This window comes from Kitasatospora sp. NPDC004669 (genome assembly GCF_040609455.1).
GTDB lineage: Bacteria > Actinomycetota > Actinomycetes > Streptomycetales > Streptomycetaceae > Kitasatospora.
Genome location: NZ_JBEXKB010000004.1, coordinates 1 through 26,527, shown reverse-complemented (window position 1 = coordinate 26,527; position 26,527 = coordinate 1). Strand labels below are relative to the sequence as shown.

The 26,527-nt window shown below is 70.0% G+C and carries 22 protein-coding genes and 3 tRNA genes; 5 read left to right on the top strand and 20 right to left on the bottom strand.

Annotated features, from left to right (window positions below; all coding sequences use genetic code 11):
• Positions 1-3: 3 nt before the first annotated feature.
• A complete protein-coding gene (locus ABZW30_RS04860) occupies positions 4-519 on the top strand; it encodes a Pycsar system effector family protein (protein ID WP_355669617.1) in 516 nt (171 codons plus the stop codon).
• Positions 520-591: 72 nt separating this feature from the next.
• Positions 592-1,863 (top strand): M48 family metalloprotease, encoded by a 1,272-nt coding sequence (locus ABZW30_RS04855; protein ID WP_355669616.1) that lies wholly within the window; start codon positions 592-594, stop codon positions 1,861-1,863.
• Positions 1,864-1,955: 92 nt separating this feature from the next.
• Here ABZW30_RS04855 and ABZW30_RS04850 read toward each other — a convergent pair whose 3' ends face one another.
• The 13 genes from ABZW30_RS04850 to ABZW30_RS04790 all read right to left on the bottom strand — a co-directional run bounded on the left by ABZW30_RS04850 (position 1,956) and on the right by ABZW30_RS04790 (position 18,474).
• The gene (locus tag ABZW30_RS04850; RefSeq protein WP_355669615.1) at positions 1,956-5,849 is read right to left on the bottom strand and encodes a DNA-directed RNA polymerase subunit beta'; all 3,894 of its coding nucleotides are present in this window, start codon (positions 5,847-5,849) and stop codon (positions 1,956-1,958) included.
• A 99-nt stretch (positions 5,850-5,948) separates the two neighbouring features.
• Positions 5,949-9,425, bottom strand: coding sequence for a DNA-directed RNA polymerase subunit beta (gene rpoB, locus ABZW30_RS04845; protein ID WP_355669614.1), 3,477 nt, complete (start codon positions 9,423-9,425; stop codon positions 5,949-5,951).
• A gap of 666 nt (positions 9,426-10,091) precedes the next feature.
• Positions 10,092-10,475 (bottom strand): 50S ribosomal protein L7/L12, encoded by a 384-nt coding sequence (rplL, locus tag ABZW30_RS04840; RefSeq protein WP_355669613.1) that lies wholly within the window; start codon positions 10,473-10,475, stop codon positions 10,092-10,094.
• A gap of 90 nt (positions 10,476-10,565) precedes the next feature.
• On the bottom strand, positions 10,566-11,129 hold the full coding sequence (gene rplJ / locus ABZW30_RS04835; RefSeq protein WP_030290437.1) for a 50S ribosomal protein L10: 564 nt from the start codon (positions 11,127-11,129) through the stop codon (positions 10,566-10,568).
• A 352-nt stretch (positions 11,130-11,481) separates the two neighbouring features.
• On the bottom strand, positions 11,482-12,360 hold the full coding sequence (locus ABZW30_RS04830) for a hypothetical protein (protein ID WP_355669612.1): 879 nt from the start codon (positions 12,358-12,360) through the stop codon (positions 11,482-11,484).
• Between the two features lie 137 nt (positions 12,361-12,497).
• Positions 12,498-13,436: a hypothetical protein gene (locus ABZW30_RS04825; protein ID WP_355669611.1), complete on the bottom strand. Its 939-nt coding sequence runs from the start codon at positions 13,434-13,436 to the stop codon at positions 12,498-12,500.
• A gap of 91 nt (positions 13,437-13,527) precedes the next feature.
• The gene (locus ABZW30_RS04820) at positions 13,528-14,364 is read right to left on the bottom strand and encodes a hypothetical protein (protein ID WP_355669610.1); all 837 of its coding nucleotides are present in this window, start codon (positions 14,362-14,364) and stop codon (positions 13,528-13,530) included.
• A gap of 104 nt (positions 14,365-14,468) precedes the next feature.
• A complete protein-coding gene (locus ABZW30_RS04815) occupies positions 14,469-15,251 on the bottom strand; it encodes a hypothetical protein (protein ID WP_355669609.1) in 783 nt (260 codons plus the stop codon).
• A 191-nt stretch (positions 15,252-15,442) separates the two neighbouring features.
• Positions 15,443-16,165, bottom strand: a complete 723-nt coding sequence (rplA, locus tag ABZW30_RS04810) for a 50S ribosomal protein L1 (protein ID WP_355669608.1) — start codon at positions 16,163-16,165, stop codon at positions 15,443-15,445.
• A 76-nt stretch (positions 16,166-16,241) separates the two neighbouring features.
• Positions 16,242-16,676, bottom strand: a complete 435-nt coding sequence (gene rplK, locus ABZW30_RS04805) for a 50S ribosomal protein L11 (RefSeq protein ID WP_355669607.1) — start codon at positions 16,674-16,676, stop codon at positions 16,242-16,244.
• A 165-nt stretch (positions 16,677-16,841) separates the two neighbouring features.
• Positions 16,842-17,723 (bottom strand): transcription termination/antitermination protein NusG, encoded by an 882-nt coding sequence (gene nusG, locus ABZW30_RS04800; protein ID WP_355669606.1) that lies wholly within the window; start codon positions 17,721-17,723, stop codon positions 16,842-16,844.
• Between the two features lie 207 nt (positions 17,724-17,930).
• Positions 17,931-18,251 (bottom strand): preprotein translocase subunit SecE, encoded by a 321-nt coding sequence (gene secE / locus ABZW30_RS04795; protein WP_355669605.1) that lies wholly within the window; start codon positions 18,249-18,251, stop codon positions 17,931-17,933.
• A gap of 150 nt (positions 18,252-18,401) precedes the next feature.
• Positions 18,402-18,474, bottom strand: a tRNA-Trp gene (locus ABZW30_RS04790).
• Positions 18,475-18,758: 284 nt separating this feature from the next.
• Here ABZW30_RS04790 and ABZW30_RS04785 point away from each other — a divergent pair.
• Both ABZW30_RS04785 and ABZW30_RS04780 read left to right on the top strand, forming a co-directional pair.
• A complete protein-coding gene (locus tag ABZW30_RS04785) occupies positions 18,759-20,006 on the top strand; it encodes a pyridoxal phosphate-dependent aminotransferase (RefSeq protein ID WP_355669604.1) in 1,248 nt (415 codons plus the stop codon).
• 138 nt (positions 20,007-20,144) lie between these two features.
• Complete coding sequence (locus ABZW30_RS04780) at positions 20,145-21,212, top strand: adenosine deaminase (protein ID WP_355669603.1); 1,068 nt, start codon at positions 20,145-20,147, stop codon at positions 21,210-21,212.
• A gap of 18 nt (positions 21,213-21,230) precedes the next feature.
• Here ABZW30_RS04780 and ABZW30_RS04775 read toward each other — a convergent pair whose 3' ends face one another.
• From ABZW30_RS04775 to ABZW30_RS04750, 6 genes are all read right to left on the bottom strand, one after another.
• The gene (locus ABZW30_RS04775; RefSeq protein ID WP_355669602.1) at positions 21,231-22,274 is read right to left on the bottom strand and encodes a UDP-N-acetylmuramate dehydrogenase; all 1,044 of its coding nucleotides are present in this window, start codon (positions 22,272-22,274) and stop codon (positions 21,231-21,233) included.
• A gap of 122 nt (positions 22,275-22,396) precedes the next feature.
• Positions 22,397-22,819 carry a MaoC family dehydratase gene (locus ABZW30_RS04770; protein WP_355669601.1) on the bottom strand — a complete coding sequence of 141 codons (423 nt, stop codon included), beginning with the start codon at positions 22,817-22,819 and terminating at the stop codon, positions 22,397-22,399.
• Positions 22,820-22,824: 5 nt separating this feature from the next.
• Positions 22,825-23,283, bottom strand: coding sequence for a MaoC family dehydratase N-terminal domain-containing protein (locus ABZW30_RS04765; protein WP_355669600.1), 459 nt, complete (start codon positions 23,281-23,283; stop codon positions 22,825-22,827).
• 114 nt (positions 23,284-23,397) lie between these two features.
• On the bottom strand, positions 23,398-23,562 hold the full coding sequence (gene rpmG / locus ABZW30_RS04760; protein WP_006604855.1) for a 50S ribosomal protein L33: 165 nt from the start codon (positions 23,560-23,562) through the stop codon (positions 23,398-23,400).
• Between the two features lie 83 nt (positions 23,563-23,645).
• Positions 23,646-23,718: transfer RNA gene (locus ABZW30_RS04755), tRNA-Met, on the bottom strand.
• Between the two features lie 43 nt (positions 23,719-23,761).
• Positions 23,762-23,834: transfer RNA gene (locus ABZW30_RS04750), tRNA-Thr, on the bottom strand.
• A gap of 290 nt (positions 23,835-24,124) precedes the next feature.
• On the opposite strand from ABZW30_RS04750, the gene ABZW30_RS04745 reads away from it, so the two are divergent.
• Complete coding sequence (locus tag ABZW30_RS04745) at positions 24,125-25,393, top strand: hydrolase (protein WP_355669599.1); 1,269 nt, start codon at positions 24,125-24,127, stop codon at positions 25,391-25,393.
• Positions 25,394-25,683: 290 nt separating this feature from the next.
• Here the strand turns inward: ABZW30_RS04745 and ABZW30_RS04740 are convergent, their stop codons facing one another.
• On the bottom strand, positions 25,684-26,388 hold the full coding sequence (locus tag ABZW30_RS04740; protein WP_355669598.1) for a response regulator: 705 nt from the start codon (positions 26,386-26,388) through the stop codon (positions 25,684-25,686).
• Positions 26,389-26,527 lie beyond the last annotated feature (139 nt).

The window sequence follows — 26,527 nt, the reverse complement described above, 5'->3', positions numbered from 1 at the left end:
ACCGTGTCCGACCCTCCCGACCCGCCCCCGTCGACCCCGCCACCCGGTACGGCCCTGCTCGCCGAGCTGCGCGCCGAGATAGCCCGGGCCGACAGCAAGGCCTCCGTCCTGGTCGCCGCGCTCGGCGTCACCGTCGGGGTGCTCGGCGGCCTGCTCACCGGCAACGGCTGGGCACCGCAGCGTCTCTCCGCCCTCGCCAAGGTGTTGCTCGCGCTCGGCGGCCTCGGCATCGCCGTCTCGCTGGTCTCGCTGCTGTTGGCGGTGCTGCCCCGCTACCGCCGCAGCAACTGGCGCCCCGGCCGTCCGCTCGGCTACTTCGGGGACATCCGCCGGGCCGCCGAGCAGGGTCTGCTGGCCGACGCCCTGGCCGACACCGAGCAGCGCGCCGCCGAGGCCGTCCGTACCGCGCTCGCGGAGAACAGCCTGATCGTCCTGCGCAAGCACTCCTGGGTCAGGACCGGCATCCTCGCCTTCGGCGCCGGCCTGTTCCCACTGGTCACCGCCCTGTTCCTGGGCTGACCCGGTTCCGCACACCCGTCCACCGTCGTACGGACGCCGCTGTCGCGCGCGTCCCGTCCCAAGGACTCCGTCATGACCGAACCGACCTATCCGGACACTCCCCCGCCGCAGTACCCGGCGTCCCCGCCGCAGTACCCGACCGTCCCGCCGCAGCATCCGCACGACGCTCCCCAGTACCCGGCCGCCGCCCCGGCCTACCCGACCGCGACACCCCCGCAGTACCCCACCGCCGCTCCGCCTCAACACCCCGCCGCACCCCCGCAGTACCCCAGCGCCGTCCCGCCCCAGTACGCACCCCAGCAGCCCCCGCAGCAGCCGCCCCGCATCCCCGCCCAGGGCTTCGCCCCGCCGCCCGCACCGCCGCAGCCACCCGTACTCGACCCCACCGTCGACATCGACCCGCACACCGGCCGGATCCACCTGGCCGCCCGCCAGCGCGGCGCCGACGCCACCGCGATCGGTCAACTGGTGCTCCAGCTCCCGCACTTCCTCTGCAGCCTGGCGGTCGTCGCGATCGTCTCGCTGTTCCTCCCCTCGCCCGTCAACCTGGTGCTGATCGGTCTCTGGATCGCCTCCGGGGCGCTGGTCTTCCACCGCCCCACCGAGAAACTCCTCGCCCGCTACCTGTTCCGGATGCGCCCGGCCCTGCACTCCGAGCTGACCCGGCTGGAGCCGATCTGGCACCAGGTGACCGCCAAGGCCGGGGTGAACCCGGAGGCGTACGACCTGTGGATCGAGGACCACAAGAGCGTCAACGCCACCGCGGCCGCCGGGCACATCGTCGGCGTCACCCGGTACGCGCTGGACACCCTCCCCGCCGCCCAGCTGGCGGGTGTGCTGGCGCACGAGCTCGGCCACCACCGCGGCGGCCACGCCTGGGCGACCCTGCTCGGCTACTGGTACTCGCTGCCGGCCCGGTTCGGCTGGGCGCTGTTCCGCTTCGTGGCCGTGATCGCGTTCCGGATCGCCTCGGTCTTCTCGCTGCTCGGCGCCCTCGTGGTGGGGCTGGTCTCGGTGGTCCTGGTGGTGGCCGTGGCCTTCTCCTTCCCGCCGCTGCTGCTGCTCCTGGTCACGCCGTACCTGCTCGCCGCGGTCGGCCGCCGGTCCGAGCTGCGGGCCGATGTCCAGGCGGCCGAGCTCGGCTTCGCCGACGCCCTGATCGAGGTCTTCCACGGCTTCCTGCGGGACGAGGAGGAGGCCATGGCGGTCGCGCAGCGGGAGAACGGCGGCCGGGACGTCCGCCCGGGCCTCGGCCAGCGGCTGCTCTCCAGCCACCCGGACACCCACACCCGGATCCGCCGTCTGGAGGACTGGCGCGCGGCGGCGGCCTCCGCCGCCCGCTAGGCGGGCCCGGCAGCCGGAAACGCCGCAGGGCGGCCACCCCGTGAGGGGTGACCGCCCTGCGATCAGTGGCCGTTGCCGGCCGAAGAGGTGACTCAGCCGGTGTACGGGCCGTAGTCGTAGTCGTCCAGCGGAACCGCCTGGCCGGAGCCGGCGCCGAAGGGCGACAGGTCGTAGTCGTCGTAGCCGACGGCCGAGTACATCGCGGCCTTGGCCTCCTCCGTCGGCTCGACCCGGATGTTGCGGTAGCGGGGCAGACCCGTACCGGCCGGGATGAGCTTACCGAGGATGACGTTCTCCTTGAGGCCCAGCAGCGGGTCCGACTTGGCGTGGATCGCCGCGTCGGTGAGGACCCGGGTCGTCTCCTGGAAGGAGGCGGCCGACAGCCAGGACTCGGTGGCCAGCGAGGCCTTGGTGATACCCATCAGCTGCGGACGGCCGGAGGCGGGGTGACCGCCCTCGGAGACCACACGACGGTTCTCGGTCTCGAAGCGGCCGCGCTCGACCAGCTCGCCCGGGAGCAGCTCGGCGTCGCCCGACTCGATGATCGTCACGCGGCGGAGCATCTGCCGGATGATGATCTCGATGTGCTTGTCGTGGATCGACACACCCTGCGAGTTGTAGACCTTCTGGACCTCGGCGACCAGGTGGACCTGGACGGCACGCTGGCCCATGATGCGCAGGACGTCGTGCGGGTTGGTGGCACCCATGGTCAGCTTCTGGCCGACCTCGACCGCCTCGCCCTCGCTGACCAGCAGCTTCACACGCTTCGAGACCGGGTAGGCGATCTCGTCGGTGCCGTCGTCCGGCGTGATGACGATCTTGCGGGTCTTCTCGGTGTCCTCGATCCGCGCCCGGCCGGTGGCCTCCGAGATCGGGGCCACACCCTTGGGGGTACGGGCCTCGAAGAGCTCGACGACACGCGGCAGACCCTGGGTGATGTCGTCACCGGCCACACCACCGGTGTGGAAGGTACGCATGGTCAGCTGGGTGCCGGGCTCACCGATGGACTGGGCGGCGATGATGCCGACCGCCTCACCGATGTCGACCAGCTTGCCGGTGGCCAGCGAACGGCCGTAGCAGAAGGCACAGGTGCCGACGGCCGACTCACAGGTCAGGATCGAGCGGACCTTGACCTCGGCGATGCCGTGGCGGATCAGCTCGTCGATCAGCACGTCACCGAGGTCGGTGTTGGCGGTGGCCAGCAGCTTGCCGTCGACGGTGATGTCCTCGGCGAGCATGCGGGCGTACACGCTGGTCTCGACGTCGTCGGCCTTGCGCAGCACGCCGTCGGCGCCCACGGAACCGATCGACAGCTTCAGGCCGCGCTCGGTGCCGCAGTCCTCCTCGCGAATGATGACGTCCTGGGAGACGTCGACCAGACGACGGGTGAGGTAGCCGGAGTCGGCGGTACGGAGGGCGGTGTCGGCCAGACCCTTACGGGCACCGTGGGTGGAGATGAAGTACTCCAGCACGGTGAGACCCTCACGGAACGACGCCTTGATGGGCCGCGGGATGGTCTCGTTCTTGGCGTTCGACACCAGACCACGCATACCGGCGATCTGACGCATCTGCATCATGTTTCCACGAGCACCCGAGTCGACCATCATGAAGATGGGGTTCGTCTTCGGGAAGTTCGCGGCCATGGCGTCCGCGACCTCGTTGGTCGCCTGGGTCCAGATGCCGACGAGCTCCTGCTTGCGCTCGTCGTTGGTGATCAGACCGCGCTCGTACTGCTTCTGGACCTTCTCCGCCTTCGCCTCGAAGCCCTCCAGGATCTGGGGCTTGCTCGGCGGGACGATGACGTCCGAGATCGAGACGGTGACACCCGAACGGGTCGACCAGTGGAAGCCGGCCGCCTTCAGGTTGTCCAGGGTCGCCGCGACGACGACCTTCGGGTAGCGCTCCGCCAGGTCGTTGACGATCGCGGAGAGCTGCTTCTTGCCCACCTCGTAGTCGACGAACGGGTAGTCCTCGGGCAGCAGCTCGTTGAAGAGCGCGCGGCCCAGGGTGGTGGTCAGGCGGAAGGGCTCGCCCTCGAACCAGGTCGACTGGCCGTCCTCGTCCACCGGGGCGGTCCAGCCGCGCGGCGGGACGGTGCCGGCGCCCAGGCGCAGCTCGATCGGGGCCTGGACGTCCAGGTCGCGGGCGTCGAAGGCCATGATCGCCTCGGCGGTCGACGAGAAGGAACGGCCGGCGCCCTTCACGTTGTCGCGGTCCGAGGTCAGGAAGAACAGACCGAGCACCATGTCCTGGGTCGGCATGGTGACGGGGCGACCGTCGGCCGGCTTCAGGATGTTGTTCGAGGACAGCATCAGGATGCGGGCCTCGGCCTGCGCCTCCGCGGAGAGCGGCAGGTGGACGGCCATCTGGTCACCGTCGAAGTCCGCGTTGAACGCGGTGCAGACGAGCGGGTGGATCTGGATGGCCTTGCCCTCGACCAGCTGCGGCTCGAAGGCCTGGATGCCGAGGCGGTGCAGGGTGGGCGCACGGTTCAGCAGGACCGGGTGCTCGGCGATGACCTCTTCGAGCACGTCCCACACGACCGGGCGGGCACGCTCGACCATGCGCTTCGCCGACTTGATGTTCTGCGCGTGGTTCAGGTCGACCAGGCGCTTCATCACGAACGGCTTGAAGAGCTCCAGCGCCATGGCCTTCGGCAGACCGCACTGGTGCAGCTTGAGCTGCGGGCCGACGACGATGACCGAACGGGCCGAGTAGTCGACTCGCTTGCCGAGCAGGTTCTGGCGGAAACGACCCTGCTTGCCCTTCAGCATGTCGCTGAGGGACTTCAGCGGGCGGTTGCCCGGGCCGGTGACCGGACGGCCGCGGCGGCCGTTGTCGAACAGCGCGTCGACGGCCTCCTGGAGCATGCGCTTCTCGTTGTTCACGATGATCTCGGGGGCACCGAGGTCGAGCAGGCGCTTCAGGCGGTTGTTGCGGTTGATGACGCGGCGGTACAGGTCGTTCAGGTCGGAGGTCGCGAAGCGGCCACCGTCCAGCTGCACCATCGGACGCAGGTCCGGCGGGATGACCGGGACGCAGTCCAGCACCATGCCGTTCGGCTTGTTGCTGGTCTGCAGGAACGCGGAGACGACCTTGAGGCGCTTCAGCGCACGGGTCTTCTTCTGGCCCTTGCCGGTGCGGATGATCTCGCGCAGGCGCTCGGCCTCTTCGGCCAGGTCGAAGGTCTCCAGGCGGTCCTTGAGGGCCGCCGCGCCCATCGAGCCGGAGAAGTAGGTGCCGAAGCGGTCGCGCAGCTCGCGGTAGAGCAGCTCGTCGCCCTCCAGGTCCTGGACCTTGAGGTTCTTGAAGCGGGCCCACACCTCGTCGAGGCGGTCGAGCTCGCGCTGCGCGCGGTCGCGCAGCTGCTTCATCTCGCGCTCGGCGCTCTCGCGCACCTTGCGGCGCACGTCGGCCTTGGCGCCCTCGGCCTCCAGCTCGGCCAGGTCGGTCTCGGCCTTCTTGGCGCGGGCTTCGAGGTCGGAGTCGCGACGGTTCTCGATCTGCTGGCGCTCGACGGAGACGTGCGCCTCCAGGGACGGCAGGTCGCGCTGGCGGCGCTCGTCGTCGACCCAGGTGATCATGTAGGCGGCGAAGTAGATGACCTTCTCGAGGTCCTTCGGCGCCAGGTCGAGCAGGTAGCCGAGGCGGGACGGCACACCCTTGAAGTACCAGATGTGGGTGACCGGGGCGGCCAGCTCGATGTGGCCCATCCGCTCACGGCGCACCTTGGCGCGGGTCACCTCGACGCCGCAGCGCTCGCAGATGATGCCCTTGAAGCGGACGCGCTTGTACTTACCGCAGTAGCACTCCCAGTCCCGGGTGGGGCCGAAGATCTTCTCGCAGAAGAGGCCGTCCTTTTCGGGCTTCAGGGTGCGGTAGTTGATGGTCTCCGGCTTCTTGACCTCGCCGTGCGACCACTGGCGGATGTCGTCGGCGGTGGCCAGGCCGATGCGGAGCTCGTCGAAGAAGTTGACGTCAAGCACTGGTCGTCAAGCCCTCTTTCGTAATTCGAGAGTCTTATCTGTGGTCTGAGGGGGGCCTGGGGGTGGGCCGGCTGCTCGGGGCAGCCGGCCCGACCTCCGTCAGACCTCTTCGACGCTGCTCGGCTCGCGCCGGGACAGGTCGATGCCGAGCTCCTCGGCGGCGCGGAACACGTCCTCGTCGGAGTCCCGCATCTCGATGGACTGGCCGTCCGAGGACAGCACCTCCACATTGAGGCAGAGCGACTGCATTTCCTTGATGAGAACCTTGAAGGACTCGGGAATGCCGGGCTCGGGGATGTTCTCGCCCTTGACGATGGCCTCGTAGACCTTGACTCGGCCGAGGACGTCGTCGGACTTGATGGTGAGCAGCTCCTGCAGCGCGTACGCAGCGCCGTACGCCTCCAGGGCCCACACCTCCATCTCACCGAAGCGCTGACCACCGAACTGAGCCTTACCACCGAGCGGCTGCTGGGTGATCATCGAGTACGGACCGGTCGAACGGGCGTGCAGCTTGTCGTCGACCAGGTGGTGCAGCTTGAGGATGTACATGTAGCCGACCGAGACCGGCATCGGGAACGGCTCGCCGGAGCGGCCGTCGAACAGCCGGGCCTTGCCGGTGGAGTTCACCAGGCGCTCACCGTCACGGGTGAGGGTGGTGTGGTCCAGCAGGCCGGTGATCTCGTCCTCGCGGGCACCGTCGAAGACCGGGGTGGCGAGGTTGGTGCCACCGGCGACCTGGTCGGCGCCGATCGACTGCAGGCGCTGGGCCCACTCGTCGGCGAGACCGGAGACGTCCCAGCCCTGCTTGGCGAGCCACCCGAGGTGGATCTCCAGGACCTGTCCCGGGTTCATTCGGGACGGGACACCCAGCGGGTTGAGGATGATGTCGACCGGGGTGCCGTCCTCCAGGAAGGGCATGTCCTCGACCGGGAGGATCTTGGAGATGACACCCTTGTTGCCGTGGCGGCCGGCGAGCTTGTCACCGTTGGTGATCTTGCGCTTCTGGGCCACGTAGACGCGGACCAGCTGGTTCACGCCCGGGGGAAGCTCGTCGCCCTCTTCGCGGTCGAAGACGCGGACGCCGATGACCTTGCCGGACTCACCGTGCGGGACCTTCAGCGAGGTGTCGCGGACCTCACGGGCCTTCTCACCGAAGATCGCGCGGAGCAGACGCTCCTCGGGGGTCAGCTCGGTCTCACCCTTCGGGGTGACCTTGCCGACGAGGATGTCGCCGGTGACGACGTCGGCGCCGATCCGGATGATGCCGCGCTCGTCGAGGTCCGCGAGGACCTCCTCGGAGACGTTCGGGATGTCCCGGGTGATCTCCTCGGGGCCGAGCTTGGTGTCACGGGCGTCGACCTCGTGCTCCTCGATGTGGATCGAGGAGAGGACGTCGTCCTGCACGAGGCGCTGCGACAGGATGATCGCGTCCTCGTAGTTGTGACCCTCCCACGACATGAACGCCACGAGCAGGTTCTTGCCGAGGGCCATCTCGCCCGCGTCGGTGCAGGGGCCGTCGGCCAGCACCTGGCCGGACTCGACCCGGGCGCCCTCGTCCACGAGCACCTTCTGGTTGAAGGCGGTGCCCTGGTTGGAGCGGGTGAACTTGGCGGCGCGGTACGTGGTGTACGTGCCGTCGTCGTTGGCCACGGTGACGTAGTCGGCCGAGACCTCCTGGACGACACCGGCCTTCTCGGCGGTGATGACGTCCGCGGCGTCGACGGCGCAGCGGTACTCCATGCCGGTGCCGACCAGCGGAGCCTCGCTCTTCAGCAGCGGCACCGCCTGGCGCATCATGTTCGAGCCCATGAGCGCGCGGTTGGCGTCGTCGTGCTCGAGGAACGGGATCATGGCGGTCGCGACCGACACCATCTGGCGCGGCGAGACGTCCATGTAGTCGATCTCGGTGCCGGGGATGTAGTCGATCTCGCCACCACGGCGGCGGACCAGGACACGCGGCTCGGCGAAGGTCAGCTCCGCCGTCAGCGGGGCGTTGGCCTGCGCGATGACGTAGCGGTCCTCCTCATCGGCCGTGAGGTAGTCGACCTGCTCGGTGACGACACCCTCGATGACCTTGCGGTACGGGGTCTCGATGAAACCGAAGGCGTTGACCCGGCCGTACGAGGCCAGCGACCCGATCAGACCGATGTTCGGGCCTTCCGGGGTCTCGATCGGACACATGCGGCCGTAGTGCGAGGGGTGCACGTCACGGACCTCGAAGCCGGCGCGCTCACGGGAGAGACCACCGGGACCGAGGGCGGACAGACGACGCTTGTGGGTCAGGCCCGACAGCGGGTTCGTCTGGTCCATGAACTGCGACAGCTGGCTGGTGCCGAAGAACTCCTTGATGGAGGCGACGACCGGCCGGATGTTGATCAGGGTCTGCGGCGTGATCGCCTCGACGTCCTGGGTGGTCATGCGCTCGCGCACGACGCGCTCCATACGGGCGAGACCCGTACGGACCTGGTTCTGGATGAGCTCGCCGACGTTGCGCAGGCGGCGGTTGCCGAAGTGGTCGATGTCGTCGACCTCGACCACGATGTCGCGGCCGGTCTCGTCACGCCACTCGGTCTCACCGGCGTGCAGCTTCACCAGGTACTTGATCGCACCGATGATGTCGGGCTCGGTGAGCACGCCGGAGTCCAGCGACTCGGCGTTGCCCAGCTTGCGGTTGAGCTTGTAGCGACCGACCTTGGCCAGGTCGTAGCGCTTCGGGTTGAAGTACAGGTTCTCCAGCAGCGTCTGCGCGGCCTCGCGCGTCGGCGGCTCGCCCGGACGCAGCTTGCGGTAGATGTCCAGCAGCGCGTCGTCCTGGCCCTGGGTGTGGTCCTTCTCCAGGGTGTTGCGCATCGACTCGTACTCGCCGAACTCCTCGAGAATCATCTCGCTGGTCCAGCCGAGAGCCTTGAGCAGCACGGTGCCGGACTGCTTGCGCTTGCGGTCGATGCGGACGCCGACCATGTCGCGCTTGTCGATCTCCATCTCCAGCCAGGCACCACGCGAGGGGATGACCTTGCAGGAGTAGATGTCCTTGTCGGACACCTTGTCCAGGGTGGAGTCGAAGTACACACCCGGGGAGCGGACCAGCTGCGACACGACGACACGCTCGGTGCCGTTGATCACGAACGTGCCCTTGTGGGTCATGAGCGGGAAATCGCCCATGAAGACCGTCTGAGACTTGATCTCACCGGTCTCGTTGTTGGTGAACTCGGCCGTGACGAAGAGCGGAGCCGCGTACGTGAAGTCGCGGTCCTTGCACTCGTCAATGGAGTTCTTCGGCGGCTCGAAACGGTGGTCGCGGAAGGTCAGGGACATCGACCCGCTGAAGTCCTCGATCGGGGAGATCTCCTCGAAGATCTCCTCCAGACCGGACTTGGTGGGGACGTCCTGACCGGACTCCAGCGCCTCCTCGACCCGGGTCTTCCAGGCCACGTTGCCGAGCAGCCAGTCAAAGCTCTCGGTCTGCAGGGCCAGGAGGTTCGGGACCTCGAGGGGCTCCTTGATCTTCGCGAAGGAGACGCGGAGCGGGGCGGTGGATGCGGCGGAATTGTTCGAGGCGTTGCGCGGCGCGGCCAAGAGGGGGGTCCTTCCGAGGGCTCGGAGCTCACTACGCGCGTACCAGCCGGGCCTGCTTGAGCCTAGGTGCCGCCTCCCTCGCCACTGGCCTCCGCCGGGGTCGAAACCCCAGGTCAGAGCCGCGTTGCGGAGGCGGTGCCAGACCCCTTCAGGGCAACGCAAACTCCGGGCGACGAGTCACGGAGAAGCTAACAGGCAGCGCAAAGGGACAGTGTAGCCAAAGGCCACACTGCTGTCCAGCTCTGATTCGGAAACCGAATCGGAGACTCCTCCCGGTAGCCGGCGGACGCGGGCGCCCGCCGGGTACTGCTCTAACTCACGTGGAGTCACTTCCCGCCGGAGCCGCTGGTTATGCATCCAGCCGCAAACCAACCGGGCGGTGCTCGCGCCTTGAGAATCGCGCGCCGCGCCGGGTTCGTCAAGGGCCCGCCGGCGGGGCGGACCTCGACTCGTTCATCGGTCCGAACCCCTCCGGCGTTACAGAAGCCGTGGTGGGGGCCACCGTCGATGACGGTGATCACCATACTCCTCGGCGCCGACAGTGCCGAGTGGGCATTCGGCCACACCGGTGGTGCGGGACGGCCTCCGGATACGCGAAAAGGCCGGGCCGACCACCCGCAAAGGGTGGTCGGCCCGGCCTCAGGCCCCCTCAGAGGGGGCGAGAAGTCACTTGACGGTGACCTTGGCGCCGGCACCCTCGAGGGCGGCCTTGGCCTTCTCGGCAACGTCCTTGGCAACCTTCTCCAGGACCTTGGCACCAGCGGTGTCAACGAGGTCCTTGGCCTCCTTCAGGCCGAGGGAGGTCAGGGTGCGCACCTCCTTGATGACCTGGATCTTCTTGTCGCCGGCACCGTCGAGGATGACGTCGAACTCGTCCTGCTCCTCAACGACCTCGGCCACGGCGCCCGGACCGGCAATGCCGGCAACGGCGACCGGGGCGGCAGCGGTGACGTCGAACTTGTCCTCGAAGGCCTTCACGAAGGCAGCGAGCTCGATGAGGGTGAGCTCCTCGAACTGCGCGAGCAGCTCGTCCTGGGTCAGCTTCGCCATGATTGGCGTCCTTCCACTAAATCGGCAGGTGGTGCCGGATGTACGGGTTGGCGGGCGTACGGGCCCGCAGCGAGGCGTGAGCCCGCCGAACTACTCGGCGGCCTCGTCCTCGGCGGCGGGAGCCGGCGTACCGGCACCGCCCTGCTCGACCTTGTCGCGCAGCGCGTCCACGGTGCGGACGAGCTTCGACGGCAGGGCCTGGAAGAGCGCGGCAGCCTGGGACTGCTTGGCCTTCAGGGCACCCGCCAGCTTGGCGAGCAGCACCTCGCGGGACTCGAGGTCCGCGAGCTTCTTGATCTCATCGGCGGACAGCGCCTTACCGTCAAGGACACCGCCCTTGATGATGAGAGCGGGGTTCTCCTTGGCGAAGTCACGCAGAGCCTTCGCCGACTCCACCGGGTCACCGGTGACGAAGGCGACAGCCGTCGGACCGTTGAACAGGTCGTCGAGCTCGGAGATCCCGGCCTCATTGGCCGCGATCTTGGTCAGCGTGTTCTTCACCACGGCGTACTCGGCGTTGTCGCCGAGCGAGCGACGCAGGGTCTTGACCTGCTTCACCGAGAGACCGCGGTACTCGGTCAGCAGCGCCGCGGAGGAGCCACGGAACTTGTCCGTGATCTCGGCGACGGCAGCAGCCTTGTCGGGCCTGGCCATAGGCTTACGCCTCCTTCCGTGATGTCGAAGTCCGGCCGACCGCGAAAGTCGACCATTCACACCTCGAACCGACCGGACGGAAGGAAAGCTCCTGCGGAAACGCAATGAGCCCCGGTGCGCAGGCGCACGGGGCTCGAAACGACCTCAACGGGCGACCCGCGCGAACGCGGGACCCGGAAGTCGAAGCTCCAGACACACCTGCGCGGGCTGCCTGCGCTAGGCGCAGATCCTTCGGTCACCGGCTCCCTGACGAGCGCCCGGCGACAACCAGCGGTCTTTGGCTTCGGCAACAGTAACCGGACTCGTTCGCACGGCGCAAATCGGCCTCGGCCGGGCGAGCGAACGGGCCGGCTCAGCGGGCCAGCGGGGAGACCGTCCGGACCCCGGTGTCCACGGTGTCCGTCTCCGCCGGGGCCTGGGCCGAGAGCAGCGGCCCGGCGAAGTCGGAGTAGAGCACCGAGTCGTCCGCCCGGCCGCTGTCCCCGTTGCCGGTGCGCTGGAGGCGGACCAGCTGGTCCTTGTCGTTGAGCCAGAGGTCCACGCTGAGCGAGAGCGAGCCGCCGGGCGCCAGCGCGGCCCGCAGGCCGTCCCGGCGGGCCTGGCTCAGCTGGGTCTGGGCGGCCGCGTACTTCTCGGCGGTGGTGGTCACCCGGTAGTGCTCGACGGTCGAGTCCTCGAACTTCTCCTCGCCGACGAAGGTCGGGTCCACCCCGTCGGCGGTAGCCGCGGCCAGCGCCTCGACCGGGTTCAGCAGGTCGATCAGCCCCGCGTACGGGACCTCCTTGTGGCCGTCCGGGCCGGGCGGGACGGAGAAGCGCTCCCAGTGCTTGCCGCCGTTGCGGGCCGCGGTCGCGGCGTCACCGCCCTGGTAGGCGGTGGTGTCCACGACGATCAGCTGTTCGGCATCGGCGGGGGTGGAACGCTTGATCTGCAGCGCCGTCTTGGGCGCCCAGAACAGCGGACCGGACCCGGCGTCCCCGCCCAGCCGGTAACTGACCTTGGCCCGCCGGGCGGTCTGCATCGCCAGCTCGGCGGAGAGCAACACCCCGTGCGGCGACCGGTCGGTCGGCTTGGCCGGCCCGGTCGGGGTCGCACTGGTCGGCGGGGCGCTGGCGGACGTCGGGCTGCCGGACGGCGTGCCGGAGGCGTCGTCGCCCCCGCCGCACCCGGTCAGCCCGCTCGCGAGCACGGTGACGACGGCCAGTGCCGCCAGCCGCTGCCGTCCCGCCATCGTCCGTTCCTCCCTCACCGGGCCACCTTGCCATCCGGACCGGGACCGGCCGGAGCCACCCCCCGGGCCGGGTTCCGCCGGCCCCGACTCATCCATCGGGTCAGAGGATGAGTCGGGCGCCGGAACGGGGAGCGAGATCAGTTGTCGGCGGCGGCGTTCTTGGCGAGCTTCGCCATCTCGGCGAACTCCATCGTGTCGGACGTGTCCGGCGCGGTCGTGGTGACCGGGGTGCCGTAGTCCGAGTAGGTGACGGTGACCTTCATCGCGCCCATCTTGGTGTCGGCCTGCTCGGACCGCTTCACCACGAGCTGGTCGGAATCCACCCAGACGTCGATCGTCTCGCTGGTGATGCCCATGTCGGCCATGGACTTCTTCAGCTGCGCGAGCCGCTCGGAAGTCAGCTGGTTGCCGTTCGCCGAGGCCATGTCGGAGACGTTCAGCTCACCGGTGTAGTGAGTGGCCGGCTTGCCGTTGACCGTCTCCTGCCCGACCTCGGTCACCTTGCCGGAGGCGATCAGGGTCCGCACGCCCTCCACGGGGTCGGCCTTCTTCAGCTGGTCGGCCTGACCCGCGCCCGCGCCGCCCTGCATCTTGGACAGGTCGTCGTAGCCGATGTGCACCCAGTGCCGCCCGTCGGACGCCTTCAGGGCATCGCCACCGAGCTTCATGTACATGCCATCCTTGACGAACCGGTACGTGAACCCCGTGCTGCCGATGCTCTTGGCCATCTTCTCGGCGCCCGGGGTGCCGGACATGTCCATCGTGATGTCGCCCTGGAGGCCGTCGGCCCAGGCCATCGCGCCGTCGGCCTTCATGGTCATGCTGCCCATCGTGATCGACTCGGTGACCTTGGCCGACTTGGCCGCGTCGGTCTTCTTGGTGACCTGCTCCAGGAAGACCGCCGGGCTCACCTTGGCCGGCGGAGCGGCCGGGGCGGCGGCGGTGGTCGCGGCGGCGGCCGAGGTCGGCGCGGCGGGGGCGGCGTCCTTGCTGTCGTCGTTGTTGTTGCAGGCGGTCGCGGTCAGCGCCAGGGCGGCGAGGACGACGGTGACGGCGGTCTTACGGGTTCCAGCCATGGTGGTTCCCCCCTTGAGAACCTCCGGGCGCGCGGTGCGCCCGGAGCGGTAGCCGGTTGGTCGGTGCGGATCGAGCGGGTGCGGGACCGGCTCAGCCGAACAGCTTGAGTAGGTCGGCCTCGGAGCCGAGGTCGCCGGCGGCGGGCGCCTCGATCTTGTCGCCCTTGCCCAGGTCGGAGTACTTGACGGTGACGGCCTGCGACTCGCCGTTCGTGTCGCCGTACTCCTGGTACTTGACGAGCTCCTGCTTGTCGTTCAGCCAGAAGTCGATGGTGAGGGTCTTGCCGTCCTCCTCCAGCTTCTTCTGGACGGACTGGCGCTGGTCCGGCGTGAGCGTGGTCATCCCGGCCACCAGGACCGAGGTGTCCTCGACCGCCCGCAGGTGGGTGGTCTGGACGCCGTCCACGGTCTCCTGGCCGACCTTGCTCAGCTTGCCGCTCTGGGCGGCGACGGTGAGCTGGGCGACCGGGTTCATCATCTGGCCCATCACCAGGAAGGCGCCGCCCATCTCCTCCGAGACGGGCGCCTTGACCCAGTGCTTGCCGCCCAGGGCCGAGGCGCCGGCGCCGTCGCCGCCGACGTAGGCGTCCGTCCCGACCACCCGGACCTTGAGCTTCTTGCCCTCCATGTCGATGGCCACGTCCACGGCCACCTTGCCCGGGTCCTTCCAGTCGGCGGTGCCGCCGCCAGCGGCGTTGGAGCTGTCCGCGGAAGTCATGGCGACCTTGCCGTTGCCGGCCTTCTGCATCACCAGGGCGGAGGCGGCCAGCGCGGCCTTCGGGTCGCCGGTCAGCGCGGCCGCGAGCGAGCCCGGGTCCTTGGCGTCGGTGCCCTTGGCGTCGCTGCCGCCCTTGCTGCCGCAGGCGGTGAGGGCGGCCAGCAGGACGGCGGCGGTGGCGACGGTCGAGGCGAGGCGCACAGCGCGCATGGAGATACCCCCGTAAGTTCTTCGGAAGAGCCGATCCTCAGCTTCTTCTCACGCGGACTCTAACGGATCGCCGGATCCGTTCCGCACCGGATATCCACCTCCCGTCACCCGGTTGCGGCAGCTGCCGTGTCCCCCGATCCGGAGGCTGAGACATCCGTCGTGGTCACCGTGGTTCCGGCACTCCCCCGGACCGTCTCACGCAGCCTCAACAACCGCTGGCCGGGCCCGACCCAGAGGTCGTAGCCGATCTCCGTCACCCCTTGCCGGCGGTACCAGTCGACCACCACGGCGAGCCGCTCAGGGCTCAACTCCCGGTCCGCGCCGAAGTAGTCGGCCACCGGCGCGGAGCCCTGGTAGTGCGCGACGGTCAGTCCGGCGAGCTGCTCACCGCCGAGCGAGCCGAGCCGGTCGGTCTGGGCGATCGCGTACGCCCGGCTGCCCGGGTTGGTGACCAGGTCGGTGGTCCAGCCGCCCGCGTAGCCGGCCGGGTCGGTCCCGGCCTTCGGGTCGAGCGACTCGGCGGTGGCGCGGTCCGCGTGCTTGGTCGCACCGCCCTGGTAGGCGAGGTCGATCGCGCCGTCCCGGAGGGTCAGCTGCCCGGTGCCCAGTTCGTCGCTGACGGTCAGCGCGGCCTCGTCCCGGTCGCCCCAGGCCAGCGTGCCGCTCGCGGTGCGCTTGCCGGACGCGCTCTCCCGCACCACGTCGATCCGGGCGCCGCCGGTGTCGTCCAGGGCCTGGGCCGCGGTGAGCACCACCTGCTTGGGCGGGACCGGCGCCGGCTCACCGGGGACGCGGGTACCGGGGGCGGCCAGGACGCTGCAGCCGGTGACGGCGCCGAGCAGCAGCAGGGCCGCCGCGAGCGCGGCGGAGCGAAGGGCGGGCGGCACGGCACACTCCTGCGGTCACAGGCTCTCCACATGATCTGACCGGCAGAGCGTACGACGGCTCGGGCAAACGTTCCCATCCGCCCGTGTTCCGATCCGGCAACCGTTTCGCCCCCGCGACGACGACGGCGGGCCCGCACCCCCGGTGAAGGGGGTACGGGCCCGCCGTACGGACTGCTCTAGAGCGCTGGGGCTCAGACCGCGGCCGGGTCCTCCTCGACGAGGAGGTTGCGGGTGCGGTTCGGGTCCACCTGGATGCCGGGGCCCATGGTGGTCGAGAACGCGGTCTTCTTGATGTAGCGGCCCTTGGCGGCGGACGGCTTGGCGCGGAGCACCTCGTCCAGCGCGGCGGCGTAGTTCTCGACCAGCTGCTCGTCGGTGAAGGAGGCCTTACCGATGATGAAGTGCAGGTTCGAGTGCTTGTCGACGCGGAACTCGATCTTGCCGCCCTTGATCTCGTTCACAGCCTTGGCGGTGTCCGGGGTCACGGTGCCGGTCTTCGGGTTCGGCATCAGACCACGGGGACCGAGCACGCGGCCCAGGCGGCCGACCTTGCCCATGAGGTCCGGGGTGGCGACGACGGCGTCGAAGTCGAGGCGGCCCTTGGCGACCTCGTCGATCAGCTCGTCGGAGCCGACGATGTCGGCACCCGCAGCACGCGCGGCCTCGGCACGCTCGCCGGTCGCGAAGACCAGGACCCGAGCGGTCTTACCGGTGCCGTGCGGGAGGATCACGGTGCTGCGGACCATCTGGTCGGCCTTGCGCGGGTCGACGCCCAGACGCATGGCGACCTCAACGGTGCCGTCGAACTTGGTGGTGCTGGTCGCCTTGGCGAGGCGGACGGCCTCGAGGGGGGCGTAAAGGCGCTCGCGGTCGACCTTGGCGTCCGCGGCCTTCAGAGCCTTGCTGCGCTTCACTGCTGCTCCTGAATGGTGAATGGAGTTGTGGTGTCTCGGGCCTGCGCAGGCCCTACCACAGGGGACGAGAAGGTGATCAGCCCTCGACGGTGATGCCCATCGACCGGGCGGTGCCGGCGATGATCTTCGCCGCGGCGTCCAGGTCGTTGGCGTTCAGGTCGGGCATCTTGGTGGTGGCGATCTCGCGGACCTGGGCGCTGGTGAGCTTGGCGACCTTGGTCTTGTGCGGCTCGCTGGAGCCCTTCTCGATACCGGCGGCCTTCAGGATGAGGCGCGCGGCCGGCGGCGTCTTCGTGATGAAGGTGAAGGAACGGTCGTCGTAGACCGTGATCTCCACCGGCACGATCATGCCGCGCTGCGACTCGGTCGCAGCGTTGTAGGCCTTGCAGAACTCCATGATGTTGACGCCGTGCTGGCCCAGCGCGGGGCCGACCGGCGGCGCCGGGTTGGCCGCGCCGGCGTTGATCTGGAGCTTGATAAGCCCCGTGATCTTCTTCTTCTTGGGAGGCATGTCTCTCCGGGTCCTTCCGAGAGGTGATTGCTGGTGCGTGCGGAACCGGGGCGACACCCGGCTGCCAGCACACACATCGGACCAGGCTAACGCGTCCGCGCCGCTGGACCAAAACGGATCCGGGGCGGGGCCCACGGCCCCGCCCCGGATCCGAAGACCGTATGACTAGTTCTTCTGGATCTGGTCGAAGGAGAGCTCGACCGGGGTCTCGCGGCCGAAGATCTCGACCAGGCCCTTGACCTTCTTCGAGTCGGGGTTGATCTCGTTGATGGTCGCCTGCAGGGTCGCGAACGGGCCGTCGGTGACGGTGACCGAGTCACCGACCTCGAAGTCCAGCACCTGGATCTCGCTCGGCTTGACCGGCGAGGGCTTGCCGGCCTCCTTGGCCGCCTGGCGCTCGACGTCCGGGGCGAGCATCTTGACGACCTCGTCCAGGGTCAGCGGGTACGGGTCGTAGGCGTTGCCGACGAAGCCGGTGACACCCGGGGTGTTGCGCACGACGCCCCAGGACTCGGGGGTGAGGTCCATGCGCACCAGGACGTAGCCGGGGAGCTTGTTCTGGCGGATGGTCTTGCGGTCGCCGTTCTTGATCTGGACGACCTCCTCCTGCGGCACCTCGGCCTGGAAGATGTACTCCTCGACGTTCAGCGAGACCGCGCGCTGCTCCAGGTTCTGCTTCACCCGGTTCTCGTAGCCGGCGTAGGTGTGGATCACGTACCACTCGCCCGGCATGAAGCGCAGGTCCTCGCGGAACTTGGCGACCGGGTCGACCTCGGCCTCTTCCTCGGCCTCTTCCTCGACCTCGTCCTCGACGGACTCCTCGGCGGCGAGCTCCTCGTCGCTCTCCACGTGCAGCGCGGCCTCCTCGGCGGGCTCGCCGGCCTCGGCCTCGTCGTACGCCTCGACCTCGTCCTCGTCGCTGTCCGAGGCGTCCACGATCTGCTCGGCGGTCTCGGCGTCGTCAGCCAGCTCGGCCGCGTCCAGCTCGGCGGCGACATCCGCCTCGCGGACGGTCTCGTCGGCGTCGTACAGGGGGGACTCAGACACGGTGGCTGCTTCTTTCCTGGAGATGGTGAAGGTGGCGCGCTCCGAAACCGGACCGGCGCGCGACCGCGCGGGCGCCAGGAGAGGCCTCGGAGACTTCAACAGTACCGAGTCCACGGTACGCGCGCGTACGTCCGCCGCCGACAGCTCGACCCGGGCCGAGGAAATCGGCCCGGGTCGGGAGGTGGTTTCGAAGGTGGGGCGGCCGGATCAGCCGAAGACCCAGAGGCTCAGCTTGGAGAAGCCGTAGTCGAGGCCGGCGACGAAGGCCATCACGACCACGACGAAGGTCACCACGACCGCGGTGTAGTTGGTGAGCTCGTTCCGGCTGGGCCAGACGACCTTGCGCAGCTCGGCGATGATCTGGCGGTAGAACAGCCCGATTCGGGCGAACAGACCCTTCTTGGCCCGCTTGCCGGACTTCTTCTTGCCGGACGTCTTGTCGCCCTCGGCCGTGGTCTCGGCAGCGCCGTCGGCCCCCTCGGGGTTGCCGCTCTCAGGCGTTGCGGTGGAGCCCGTGGTCTCCGTCACTCGTCCTCACCTGAATCCGGGTCCGGCCGAACATCACCTGCGTACCCGTTTCAGGCACGAGCGGTCGGCTTAAGCGGTGCTGATCGGTGCCCTCTCCGCATCAAGCCCGCTCGCTCTGCGGAGCGAACGGGCTGAGTACGGTTCAAGCAGCAGGGCAAGAGGGACTCGAACCCCCAACCGCCGGTTTTGGAGACCGGTGCTCTACCAATTGAGCTATTGCCCTACAGAGCCTCGCGGCTCTTGTGGCGACCAACCTACCGCATCTCCCCCCGCTGTCTGTACAGGCGGTGAAAGCTCCGGTCTTTTTCGGTGGGCCGTCGAGCAGCGAGTGTACGTGGTCGAGGGGTGTTTGGTCGAACCTCTTCTTCCGGGACCGGGATCGAGCCGGTGGATGTCCGGCCGGGCGCGGCGGTCACCGGCGGATCGGCGGGGCCGCGATCCGGACGGAGCCGTACGGATACTGAAACCGCGCTGCCCGGTCCGTCCCGGTTCTGCGACGATGCAGGCATGAGCGCTTCCACCCCGCAGCCCGACCAGTCCATCCGCCCCGCCGACCGCCGGGTCTCCGCCCGGATCGGCGCGATCGCCGAGTCCGCGACCCTCGCCGTGGACGCCAAGGCCAAGGCCCTCAAGGCGGCCGGCCGTCCGGTGATCGGCTTCGGTGCCGGCGAGCCCGACTTCCCCACGCCGGACTACATCGTCGAGGCGGCCGTCGAGGCCTGCCGCGACCCGAAGAACCACCGTTACACCCCGGCGGGTGGCCTGCCCGAGCTGAAGGCCGCGATCGCCGCGAAGACGCTGCGCGACTCCGGCTACGAGGTGGACGCCTCCCAGGTGCTGGTCACCAACGGTGGCAAGCAGGCGATCTACGAGGCCTTCGCCGCGATCCTGGACCCGGGCGACGAGGTCATCGTCCCGGCCCCGTACTGGACCACCTACCCGGAGTCGATCCGGCTGGCCGGCGGTGTCCCGGTGGAGGTCGTGTCCGACGAGACCACCGGCTACAAGGTCTCGGTCGAGCAGCTGGAGGCCGCCCGCACCGAGAACACCAAGGTGGTGCTCTTCGTCTCGCCGTCCAACCCGACCGGCGCGGTGTACACCCGGGCCGAGGCCGAGGCGATCGGCCGCTGGGCGCTGGAGCACGGCCTGTGGGTGCTCACGGACGAGATCTACGAGCACCTGGTCTACGGCGACGCGGAGTTCACCTCGCTGCCGGCCCTGCTGCCCGAGCTGGCCGACAAGTGCATCGTGGTCAACGGCGTCGCCAAGACCTACGCGATGACCGGCTGGCGGGTGGGCTGGGTGATCGGCCCCGAGGACGTGATCAAGGCCGCGACCAACCTGCAGTCGCACGCCACCTCGAACGTCTCCAACGTCGCCCAGCGCGCCGCGATCGCGGCCGTCGCCGGCGACCTCTCGGCCGTGCACGAGATGCGCACCGCCTTCGACCGCCGTCGCAAGACCATCGTGAAGATGCTCAACGAGATCGACGGCGTCGTCTGCCCCGAGCCGGAGGGCGCGTTCTACGCGTACCCGTCGGTCAAGGGCCTGCTGGGCAAGGAGATCCGCGGCAAGCGCCCGCAGACCTCCGGCGAGCTGGCGAGCCTGATCCTGGACGAGGTCGAGGTCGCCGCCGTCCCCGGCGAGGCCTTCGGCACCCCCGGCTACCTGCGGTTCTCCTACGCGCTCGGTGACAACGACCTGGTCGAGGGCATCAGCCGGATCCAGAAGCTGCTCGGCGAGGCCCGCGACTGAGACGCGCCCTGAGGTGGTTCCGGTACGGACGTCAATCCGACGTACGGGATTCACCCGACACGCCGCCCTCTTTCACCCCTTCGGGGGATGGGAAGGGGGCGGTTCCCGTTTGGGGACCGCATACGGCAGTATCGGCGAATGGAACGCCTGTTGAACCCGCGAGACGTCAGGGGCCTCCCGAAGGCCCACCTGCACCTGCACTTCACCGGCTCGATGCGGCCCGCCACCCTGCTGGAGCTGGCCGACAAGCACGGCGTCCGGCTGCCGGAGGCGCTCAGCTCCGGCGAGCCGCCCCGACTGCGGGCCACCGACGAACGTGGTTGGTTCCGCTTCCAGCGTCTCTACGACACCGCCCGCTCGGTGCTCAGGGACGAGTCGGACATCCGCCGACTGGTCCTGGAGACCGCGCAGGACGAGCGGCGGGACGGCTCCCGCTGGCTGGAGATCCAGGTCGACCCGACCTCCTACGCGCCCCGGCTGGGCGGGCTGATCCCCGCACTGGAGCTGATCCTGGACGCGGTGGAACAAGCCGCCGAAGCCACCGGGGTGGGCATCCGGGTCCTGGTCGCGGCCAACCGGATGAAGTCCCCGATGGACGCCCGGACGCTGGCCCGCCTCGCCGTCCGGTACACCGACCACGGCGTGGTCGGCTTCGGCCTCTCCAACGACGAGCGCCGCGGCCTGGCCCGGGACTTCGACCGCGCCTTCGCGATCGCCCGCAAGGGCGGGCTGCTGGCCGCCCCCCACGGCGGCGAACTGGCCGGGCCGGAGTCCGTCCGGGACTGCCTGGACGACCTGGGCGCCGGCCGGATCGGCCACGGCGTACGGGCCGCCGAGGACCCCCGGCTGATGGCCCGGCTCGCCGACCGCCAGATCACCTGCGAGGTCTGCCCGTCCTCCAACGTGTCGCTCGGCGTCTACGAGCGCCCCGAGGACGTCCCGCTGCGTCGGCTGTTCGACGCCGGGGTGCCGCTGGCGCTCGGCGCGGACGACCCGCTGCTGTTCGGCAGCCGGCTGGCCGCCCAGTACGACCTGGTCCGGGACGTACTGGGCTTCAGCGACGCCGAGCTGGCCGAGCTGGCACGGCAGTCGGTGCGCGGCTCGTGCGCGCCGGAGGCCGTCCGCAAGGAGCTGCTGGCGGACATCGACGCCTGGCTGGTGAACGGGCACACCGCCGCCGGTGCGACCGCCGGCGCCCCGGCCTAGGACAGGCCTAGAGCGGGCCTAGAGCTTGACGCCCACCATCACCGGCTCGTTCACGAGCTCCACCCCGAAGACCTCCCTGACCCCGTCCCGGATCTCCCGGGCCAGCGCCAGCAGGTCCTCGGCGGTGGCCGAGCCGCGGTTGGTCAGCGCCAGGGTGTGCTTGGTGGAGAGGGTCGCCGGGCCGCTGCCGTAGCCCTTGCCGAAGCCCGCCTTGTCGATGAGCCAGGCCGCCGAGGTCTTGGTGCAGCCCTCCGGGGCCGGGTAGGCGGGGGCGTTCTCGGCGCCCGGGCGGGTGCGGAACGACTCGTACTGCGCGGCCGTGAGCACCGGGTTGGTGAAGAAGGAGCCGGCCGACCAGGTGTCGTGGTCCGCCGGGTCCAGCACCATGCCCTTGCCGGAGCGCAGCTTCAGCACCGCCTCGTACGCCTCCCCCAGCGGCACCCGCTCGCCCTGCTCGACGCCGAAGTGCTTGGCCACCTCGGCGTACTTGACCGGGGTGGAGAGGCCCGCGTGGTCCGCCAGGGCGAACCGCACCCGGAGCACCACGTAGCGGTCCGGCTCGCCCTTGAAGCGGCTGTGGCGGTAGGAGAACGCGCACTCGGCGTTCGCCAGGGTGACCACCTCGTCGGCGGTGCGGTCGTACGCGACCACCTCGGTGATCGTCTGGGCGACCTCCTGGCCGTAGGCGCCGACGTTCTGCACCGGGGTCGCACCCGCCGAGCCGGGGATGCCGGCCAGGAACTCGATCCCGGCCAGGCCGTGCTCGCGCACCACCCGGGTGACCGCCTCCGACCACACCTCGCCGGCCGCCAGCTCCAGCACGGTGCCGTCCAGAGCGAAGCCGGTGGTGGCGATCCGCAGCGCCGTGCCGGGGAAGCCGGAGTCGCCGATCACCAGGTTGGAGCCGCCGCCGAGGACCAGCAGCGGCTCACCGGCCGCGTCGGCCTCGCGAACGGCGGCGATCACCTCGTCGTCGGTGTGGGCGGTCACCAGACGGCGGGCCGGGCCGCCGAGCCGGAGCGTGGTCAGCGGGGCGAGGGGGGAGTCGTTTTCTACCAGCACGCCCACCAGCGTACGGGGACGACGGGAAGCCGCTTCCCGGGGGAAGGCCTTCCCCGGAAGCCCGTCGAACGGGCCTCCGGGGCGGCCGATCGGCGACGGCCGATCAGCGCAGGGGCCGCAGCTCAGACGAGCCGGACGACCGCCTTGGACATCCCGAGCACCTTCTGCCCGCCGGTGGTGGCCAGCAGGTCGACCCGCACCTTGCGGTCGTCCAGCTTCTTGGCGACCTTGGCGGAGACCTCGACCACCGCGCCCACCCCGTCGTTCGGCACCGGCACCGGGCGGACGAAGCGGACGCCGTACTCGACCACCGCGGCCGGGTCGCCGACCCAGTCGGTGACCACCCGGATCGCCTCGGCCATGGTGAACATGCCGTGCGCGATGACGTCCGGCAGGCCGACCTCCAGCGCGAACTTCTCGTTCCAGTGGATCGGGTTGAAGTCGCCGGAGGCGCCCGCGTACTGCACCAGAGTGGCGCGGGTCACCGGGAAGGACTGCGGCGGCAGCTCGGTGCCGACCTCGACCTCGTCGTAGTTGATCGCCATGCCGCTCACTCCCCCGCCTCGTCGGCGGCCCGGGCCACCAGCGTCATGATCGACGTCACCACGTGCTCGCCGCTCTCGTCCGCCACCTCACCACGCACGGTGAGCACGTCGTTGCCCGCCAGCGACTTGATGTTGTCGATGGTGATCGCGACCGTCAGCCGGTCACCGGCCTGCACCGGGCGGGTGTAGACGAACTTCTGGTCGCCGTGCACCACCCGGCTGTAGTCCAGGCCCAGGTCCGGATCCTCGACCACCTGGCCGGCCGCACGGTAGGTGATCACGAACGGGAAGGTCGGCGGGGCGATCACGTCCCGGTGGCCGAAGGCCTTCGCCGCCTCCGCGTCGGTGTACGCCGGGTTGGCGTCCCCGATCGCGATCGCGAACTCGCGGATCTTCTCCCGGCCGACCTCGTACGGCTCGGTGGGCGGGTAACTACGCCCGATGTAGGAGGGGTCGAGCGCCATGGCAGCTCCTCGGAACGCGGGTGGATACGAAAAAACTCCGGGCCGCACCCCGTGAGGGATGCGGCCCGGAGCAGAAGACCTGAATTCACACAGGCCCGGCGCCCTGTGACAGGGTCAGCGGGTCTCGCGGTGCGCGGTGTGCGAGTTGCAGCGGGGGCAGTGCTTCTTCATCTCAAGACGGTCCGGGTCGTTACGCCGGTTCTTCTTGGTGATGTAGTTCCGCTCCTTGCACTCCACGCAGGCCAGCGTGATCTTCGGGCGGACGTCGGTGGCAGCCACGGGAGTGCCTTCCTTGGACAACGAATAAGAACACAACAAGAGTAGCCGACCGGGAGTGCGATCTCCCGACCGACTACGCGGGGTAGCGGTGACCGGACTTGAACCGGTGACACAGCGATTATGAGCCGCTTGCTCTACCAACTGAGCTACACCGCCACAGTGATCCGCAATACAGCCTGAGCTGACTGCTTCTCACCAGAGCCCCCATGCGGAATCGAACCGCAGACCTTCTCCTTACCATGGAGACGCTCTACCGACTGAGCTATAGGGGCGAACGAGGAAGAGATTACACGTTCCGCGCCCAGAGGTGAAATCCGTATCCCGAGGCGAAGACCGCAGGTCGACGAGGTGCACGGACGGTCGATCCAAGGCCGGGCGTTCGACCGGCCCGCGAGCCGCGCGCCCCGACCCGATACGACTATTGCCCGCCTCCCGGCGCCCCGCCCCCACGCGCCATAGGCTCGACGCTCATTGATCGGGGCACCGGCCGATCCCTCCTGGGGCTCACCCCACGGGGCCGATCCCCACGAGCCCCACTGGCCAACGCGGGAAGGAGCCGGCGATGGACAGCTCAGCCGCCGACGGGCCGCACTCCGGGCCCGGCCCGGCGGCCAACCCGCTCGGGCACGGCCCGGTCCTCCTGCTCACCGGCGCCCGACTGGCCGACGGACGAATGGTGGACGTCCGGATCAGCGGCGACCGGATCCAGGCGGTCGGCACCGTCGGCAGCCTCGGCCCGCTGCCCGCCCTGCCCGGCACGCCCACCGTCACCACCGGCGCCCGGATCGACCTCAAGGGCTACCTGCTGCTCCCGGCCCCCGCCGAGGCGCACGCCCACTACGACGCCGCCTTCTCCGCCGCCCTGCCCACCCCTCCGCCGGACACCCCCGCCGACCTCACCCGCCGGGTCACCGAGGCCGCGCTCACCTCGCTCGGCTACGGTGCCACCGCCCAGCGCACCCACGTCCGGATCGGCGACGTGTACGGGCTGCGCCGGCTGGAGGCGGTGCTCACCGCCCGCCAGGCGCTACGCGGCCTCGCCGAGCTCCAGGCGGTGGCGATGCCCCGGCTGCTCACCGGCCGGGCCGGCGCGGACGGGCGGGCGCAGCTGCGCGAGGCGCTCAAGCTGGGCGCCACGGCGGCCGGCGGCTGCCCGGAGCTGGACCCGGACCCGGCCGGGTACGTGCAGCTGCTGCTGGAGGCCGCCCGGGAGGCGGACTGCCCGGTGGACCTGCACACCACCGCCGCGGACGCGGCCCAACTGGCGCGACTGGTGGGTGCATTGGCGCCGCTCCGCCCCCGGGTGACGCTCGGCCCGTGCGGGGCGCTGGCCCGGGGCGGCTCCACGGTGCTGGCGACCAGCGGGGTGCGGGTGGTCTGCCTGCCGCAGAACGGCGGCTGCACCGGATTGGAGGGCCGTGCGAGCGGCCTGCGACCTGGCCTGGTACGGGAGTTGGCCGCAGCCCGGGTGCCGTTGGCGGCGGGCAGCGGCGCGTTGCGGGACCAGTCCAATCCGGTCGGCCGGGCCGATCCGCTGGAGTCGGCCTATCTGTTGGCGGCGAACGGGGAGTTGGAGCCGGAGGAAGCGTACGACGCGGTGGCGAACCAGGCCCGGGTGGCGCTCGGGCTGCCGCCGGTCCGGGTGGACGCGGGGTTCCCGGCGGAGCTGCTGGCGGTGCGCGGGGACAACCTGGCCGGGGCGCTCACGGGCGGGCACAGCCGGCTGGTGGTGCACAGCGGCCGGGTGGTCAGCCGGACCAGCGCGGTACGGGAGTTCGCGGACACCGTGGCGCTGGCGCTGCCCCGGCAGTCCGACGGCGCGGACTGCTGAGGCTCCCGTCAGGGAAGTAGCCCGTCAGGGAAGTAGCCTGTCGGGGAAATAGCCTGCCGGGGACGTTAAAAGGGGCGCGCAACATGCGTCGCGCGCCCCTCCCCCACCTACTGGCCGCCGTCGGCTGCGGCGGCTTGAGCGGCCCCAGGCTTCCCCACATGGAGCATGGCCCGCTCGTTCCAGCACTGACACTACGCCCACGGAACACCGCCGCCGACCGGCCTTGACGCCCTCCTGTCGCCCGCCGAGCCGCTCTTGACGGCGGCTTGACGCAGTGGCCCGTCCGACTCCTAGGGCACGTAGCGGTACCCGATCCCCGGCTCGGTGATCAGATGCCGCGGACGGGCCGGGTCGCGCTCCAACTTGCGGCGCAGCCCGGCGAGGTACACCCGCAGGTAGTTGCCGCGTGCCTCCTGGGCCGGGCCCCACACCTCGCGCAGGATCTGCCGCCCGGGCACCAGCCGGCCGGGGTTGGCGAGCAGCAGACTGAGGATGCGCCACTCGGTCGGGGTGAGCCGCACCGGGCCGCCCGGGCCGGTCACCGTGGTGGCCGCGAGGTCGACGGTGTGGTCGCCGATCACCGGCCGGGCCGGCGACACCCCGCCTAACGGCCGGCGCAGCACCGCGCGCAGCCGGGCCAGCAGTTCGTCCATCAGGAACGGCTTGGTGAGGTAGTCGTCGGCGCCCGCGTCCAGGGCGCCGATCTTGTCGGCGGCGTCGGTCCGGCCGGAGAGCACGATGATCGGCACCGCGCTGCGGGTGCGCAGTCCGCGCAGCACGTCCATGCCGTCGACGTCGGGCAGTCCGAGGTCGAGCAGGACGGCGTCCGGGACGGAGTGCGCGGCCCGGTCGAGCGCCTCGCCGCCGCTGGCGGCGGTGCGGACGGCGTACTGCCGGGCGCTGAGGTTGATCCGCAGGGTGCGCAGCAGGGCCGGTTCGTCGTCGACGATCAGGACCTCGCACCTGTCGATGGTTCGCTCACTTCGTTCACTCATGATGCGGTGGCTCCTCCCCGAGGGCGGCTGACTCGGCGGTGGCGGGCAGGGTGAGCAGCATGGTGGTGCCTCCCCCGGGGGTGTCCTCGACCTCCAGGCTGCCGCCCATGGCCTCGGCGAGGCCGCGGGAGAGAGCGAG

What these genes read in the sequence shown, in the direction of transcription:
- ABZW30_RS04855 (WP_355669616.1), top strand. Translation starts at nt 592, where the DNA reads ATGACCGAACCGACCTATCCGGACACTCCCCCGCCGCAGTACCCGGCG.
- rplL (WP_355669613.1), bottom strand. Translation starts at nt 10,475, where the DNA reads ATGGCGAAGCTGACCCAGGACGAGCTGCTCGCGCAGTTCGAGGAGCTC.
- rplJ (WP_030290437.1), bottom strand. Translation starts at nt 11,129, where the DNA reads ATGGCCAGGCCCGACAAGGCTGCTGCCGTCGCCGAGATCACGGACAAG.
- ABZW30_RS04830 (WP_355669612.1), bottom strand. Translation starts at nt 12,360, where the DNA reads ATGGCGGGACGGCAGCGGCTGGCGGCACTGGCCGTCGTCACCGTGCTC.
- ABZW30_RS04825 (WP_355669611.1), bottom strand. Translation starts at nt 13,436, where the DNA reads ATGGCTGGAACCCGTAAGACCGCCGTCACCGTCGTCCTCGCCGCCCTG.
- ABZW30_RS04820 (WP_355669610.1), bottom strand. Translation starts at nt 14,364, where the DNA reads ATGCGCGCTGTGCGCCTCGCCTCGACCGTCGCCACCGCCGCCGTCCTG.
- rplK (WP_355669607.1), bottom strand. Translation starts at nt 16,676, where the DNA reads ATGCCTCCCAAGAAGAAGAAGATCACGGGGCTTATCAAGCTCCAGATC.
- ABZW30_RS04785 (WP_355669604.1), top strand. Translation starts at nt 18,759, where the DNA reads ATGAGCGCTTCCACCCCGCAGCCCGACCAGTCCATCCGCCCCGCCGAC.
- ABZW30_RS04780 (WP_355669603.1), top strand. Translation starts at nt 20,145, where the DNA reads ATGGAACGCCTGTTGAACCCGCGAGACGTCAGGGGCCTCCCGAAGGCC.
- ABZW30_RS04770 (WP_355669601.1), bottom strand. Translation starts at nt 22,819, where the DNA reads ATGGCGATCAACTACGACGAGGTCGAGGTCGGCACCGAGCTGCCGCCG.
- ABZW30_RS04765 (WP_355669600.1), bottom strand. Translation starts at nt 23,283, where the DNA reads ATGGCGCTCGACCCCTCCTACATCGGGCGTAGTTACCCGCCCACCGAG.
- ABZW30_RS04745 (WP_355669599.1), top strand. Translation starts at nt 24,125, where the DNA reads ATGGACAGCTCAGCCGCCGACGGGCCGCACTCCGGGCCCGGCCCGGCG.
- ABZW30_RS04740 (WP_355669598.1), bottom strand. Translation starts at nt 26,388, where the DNA reads ATGAGTGAACGAAGTGAGCGAACCATCGACAGGTGCGAGGTCCTGATC.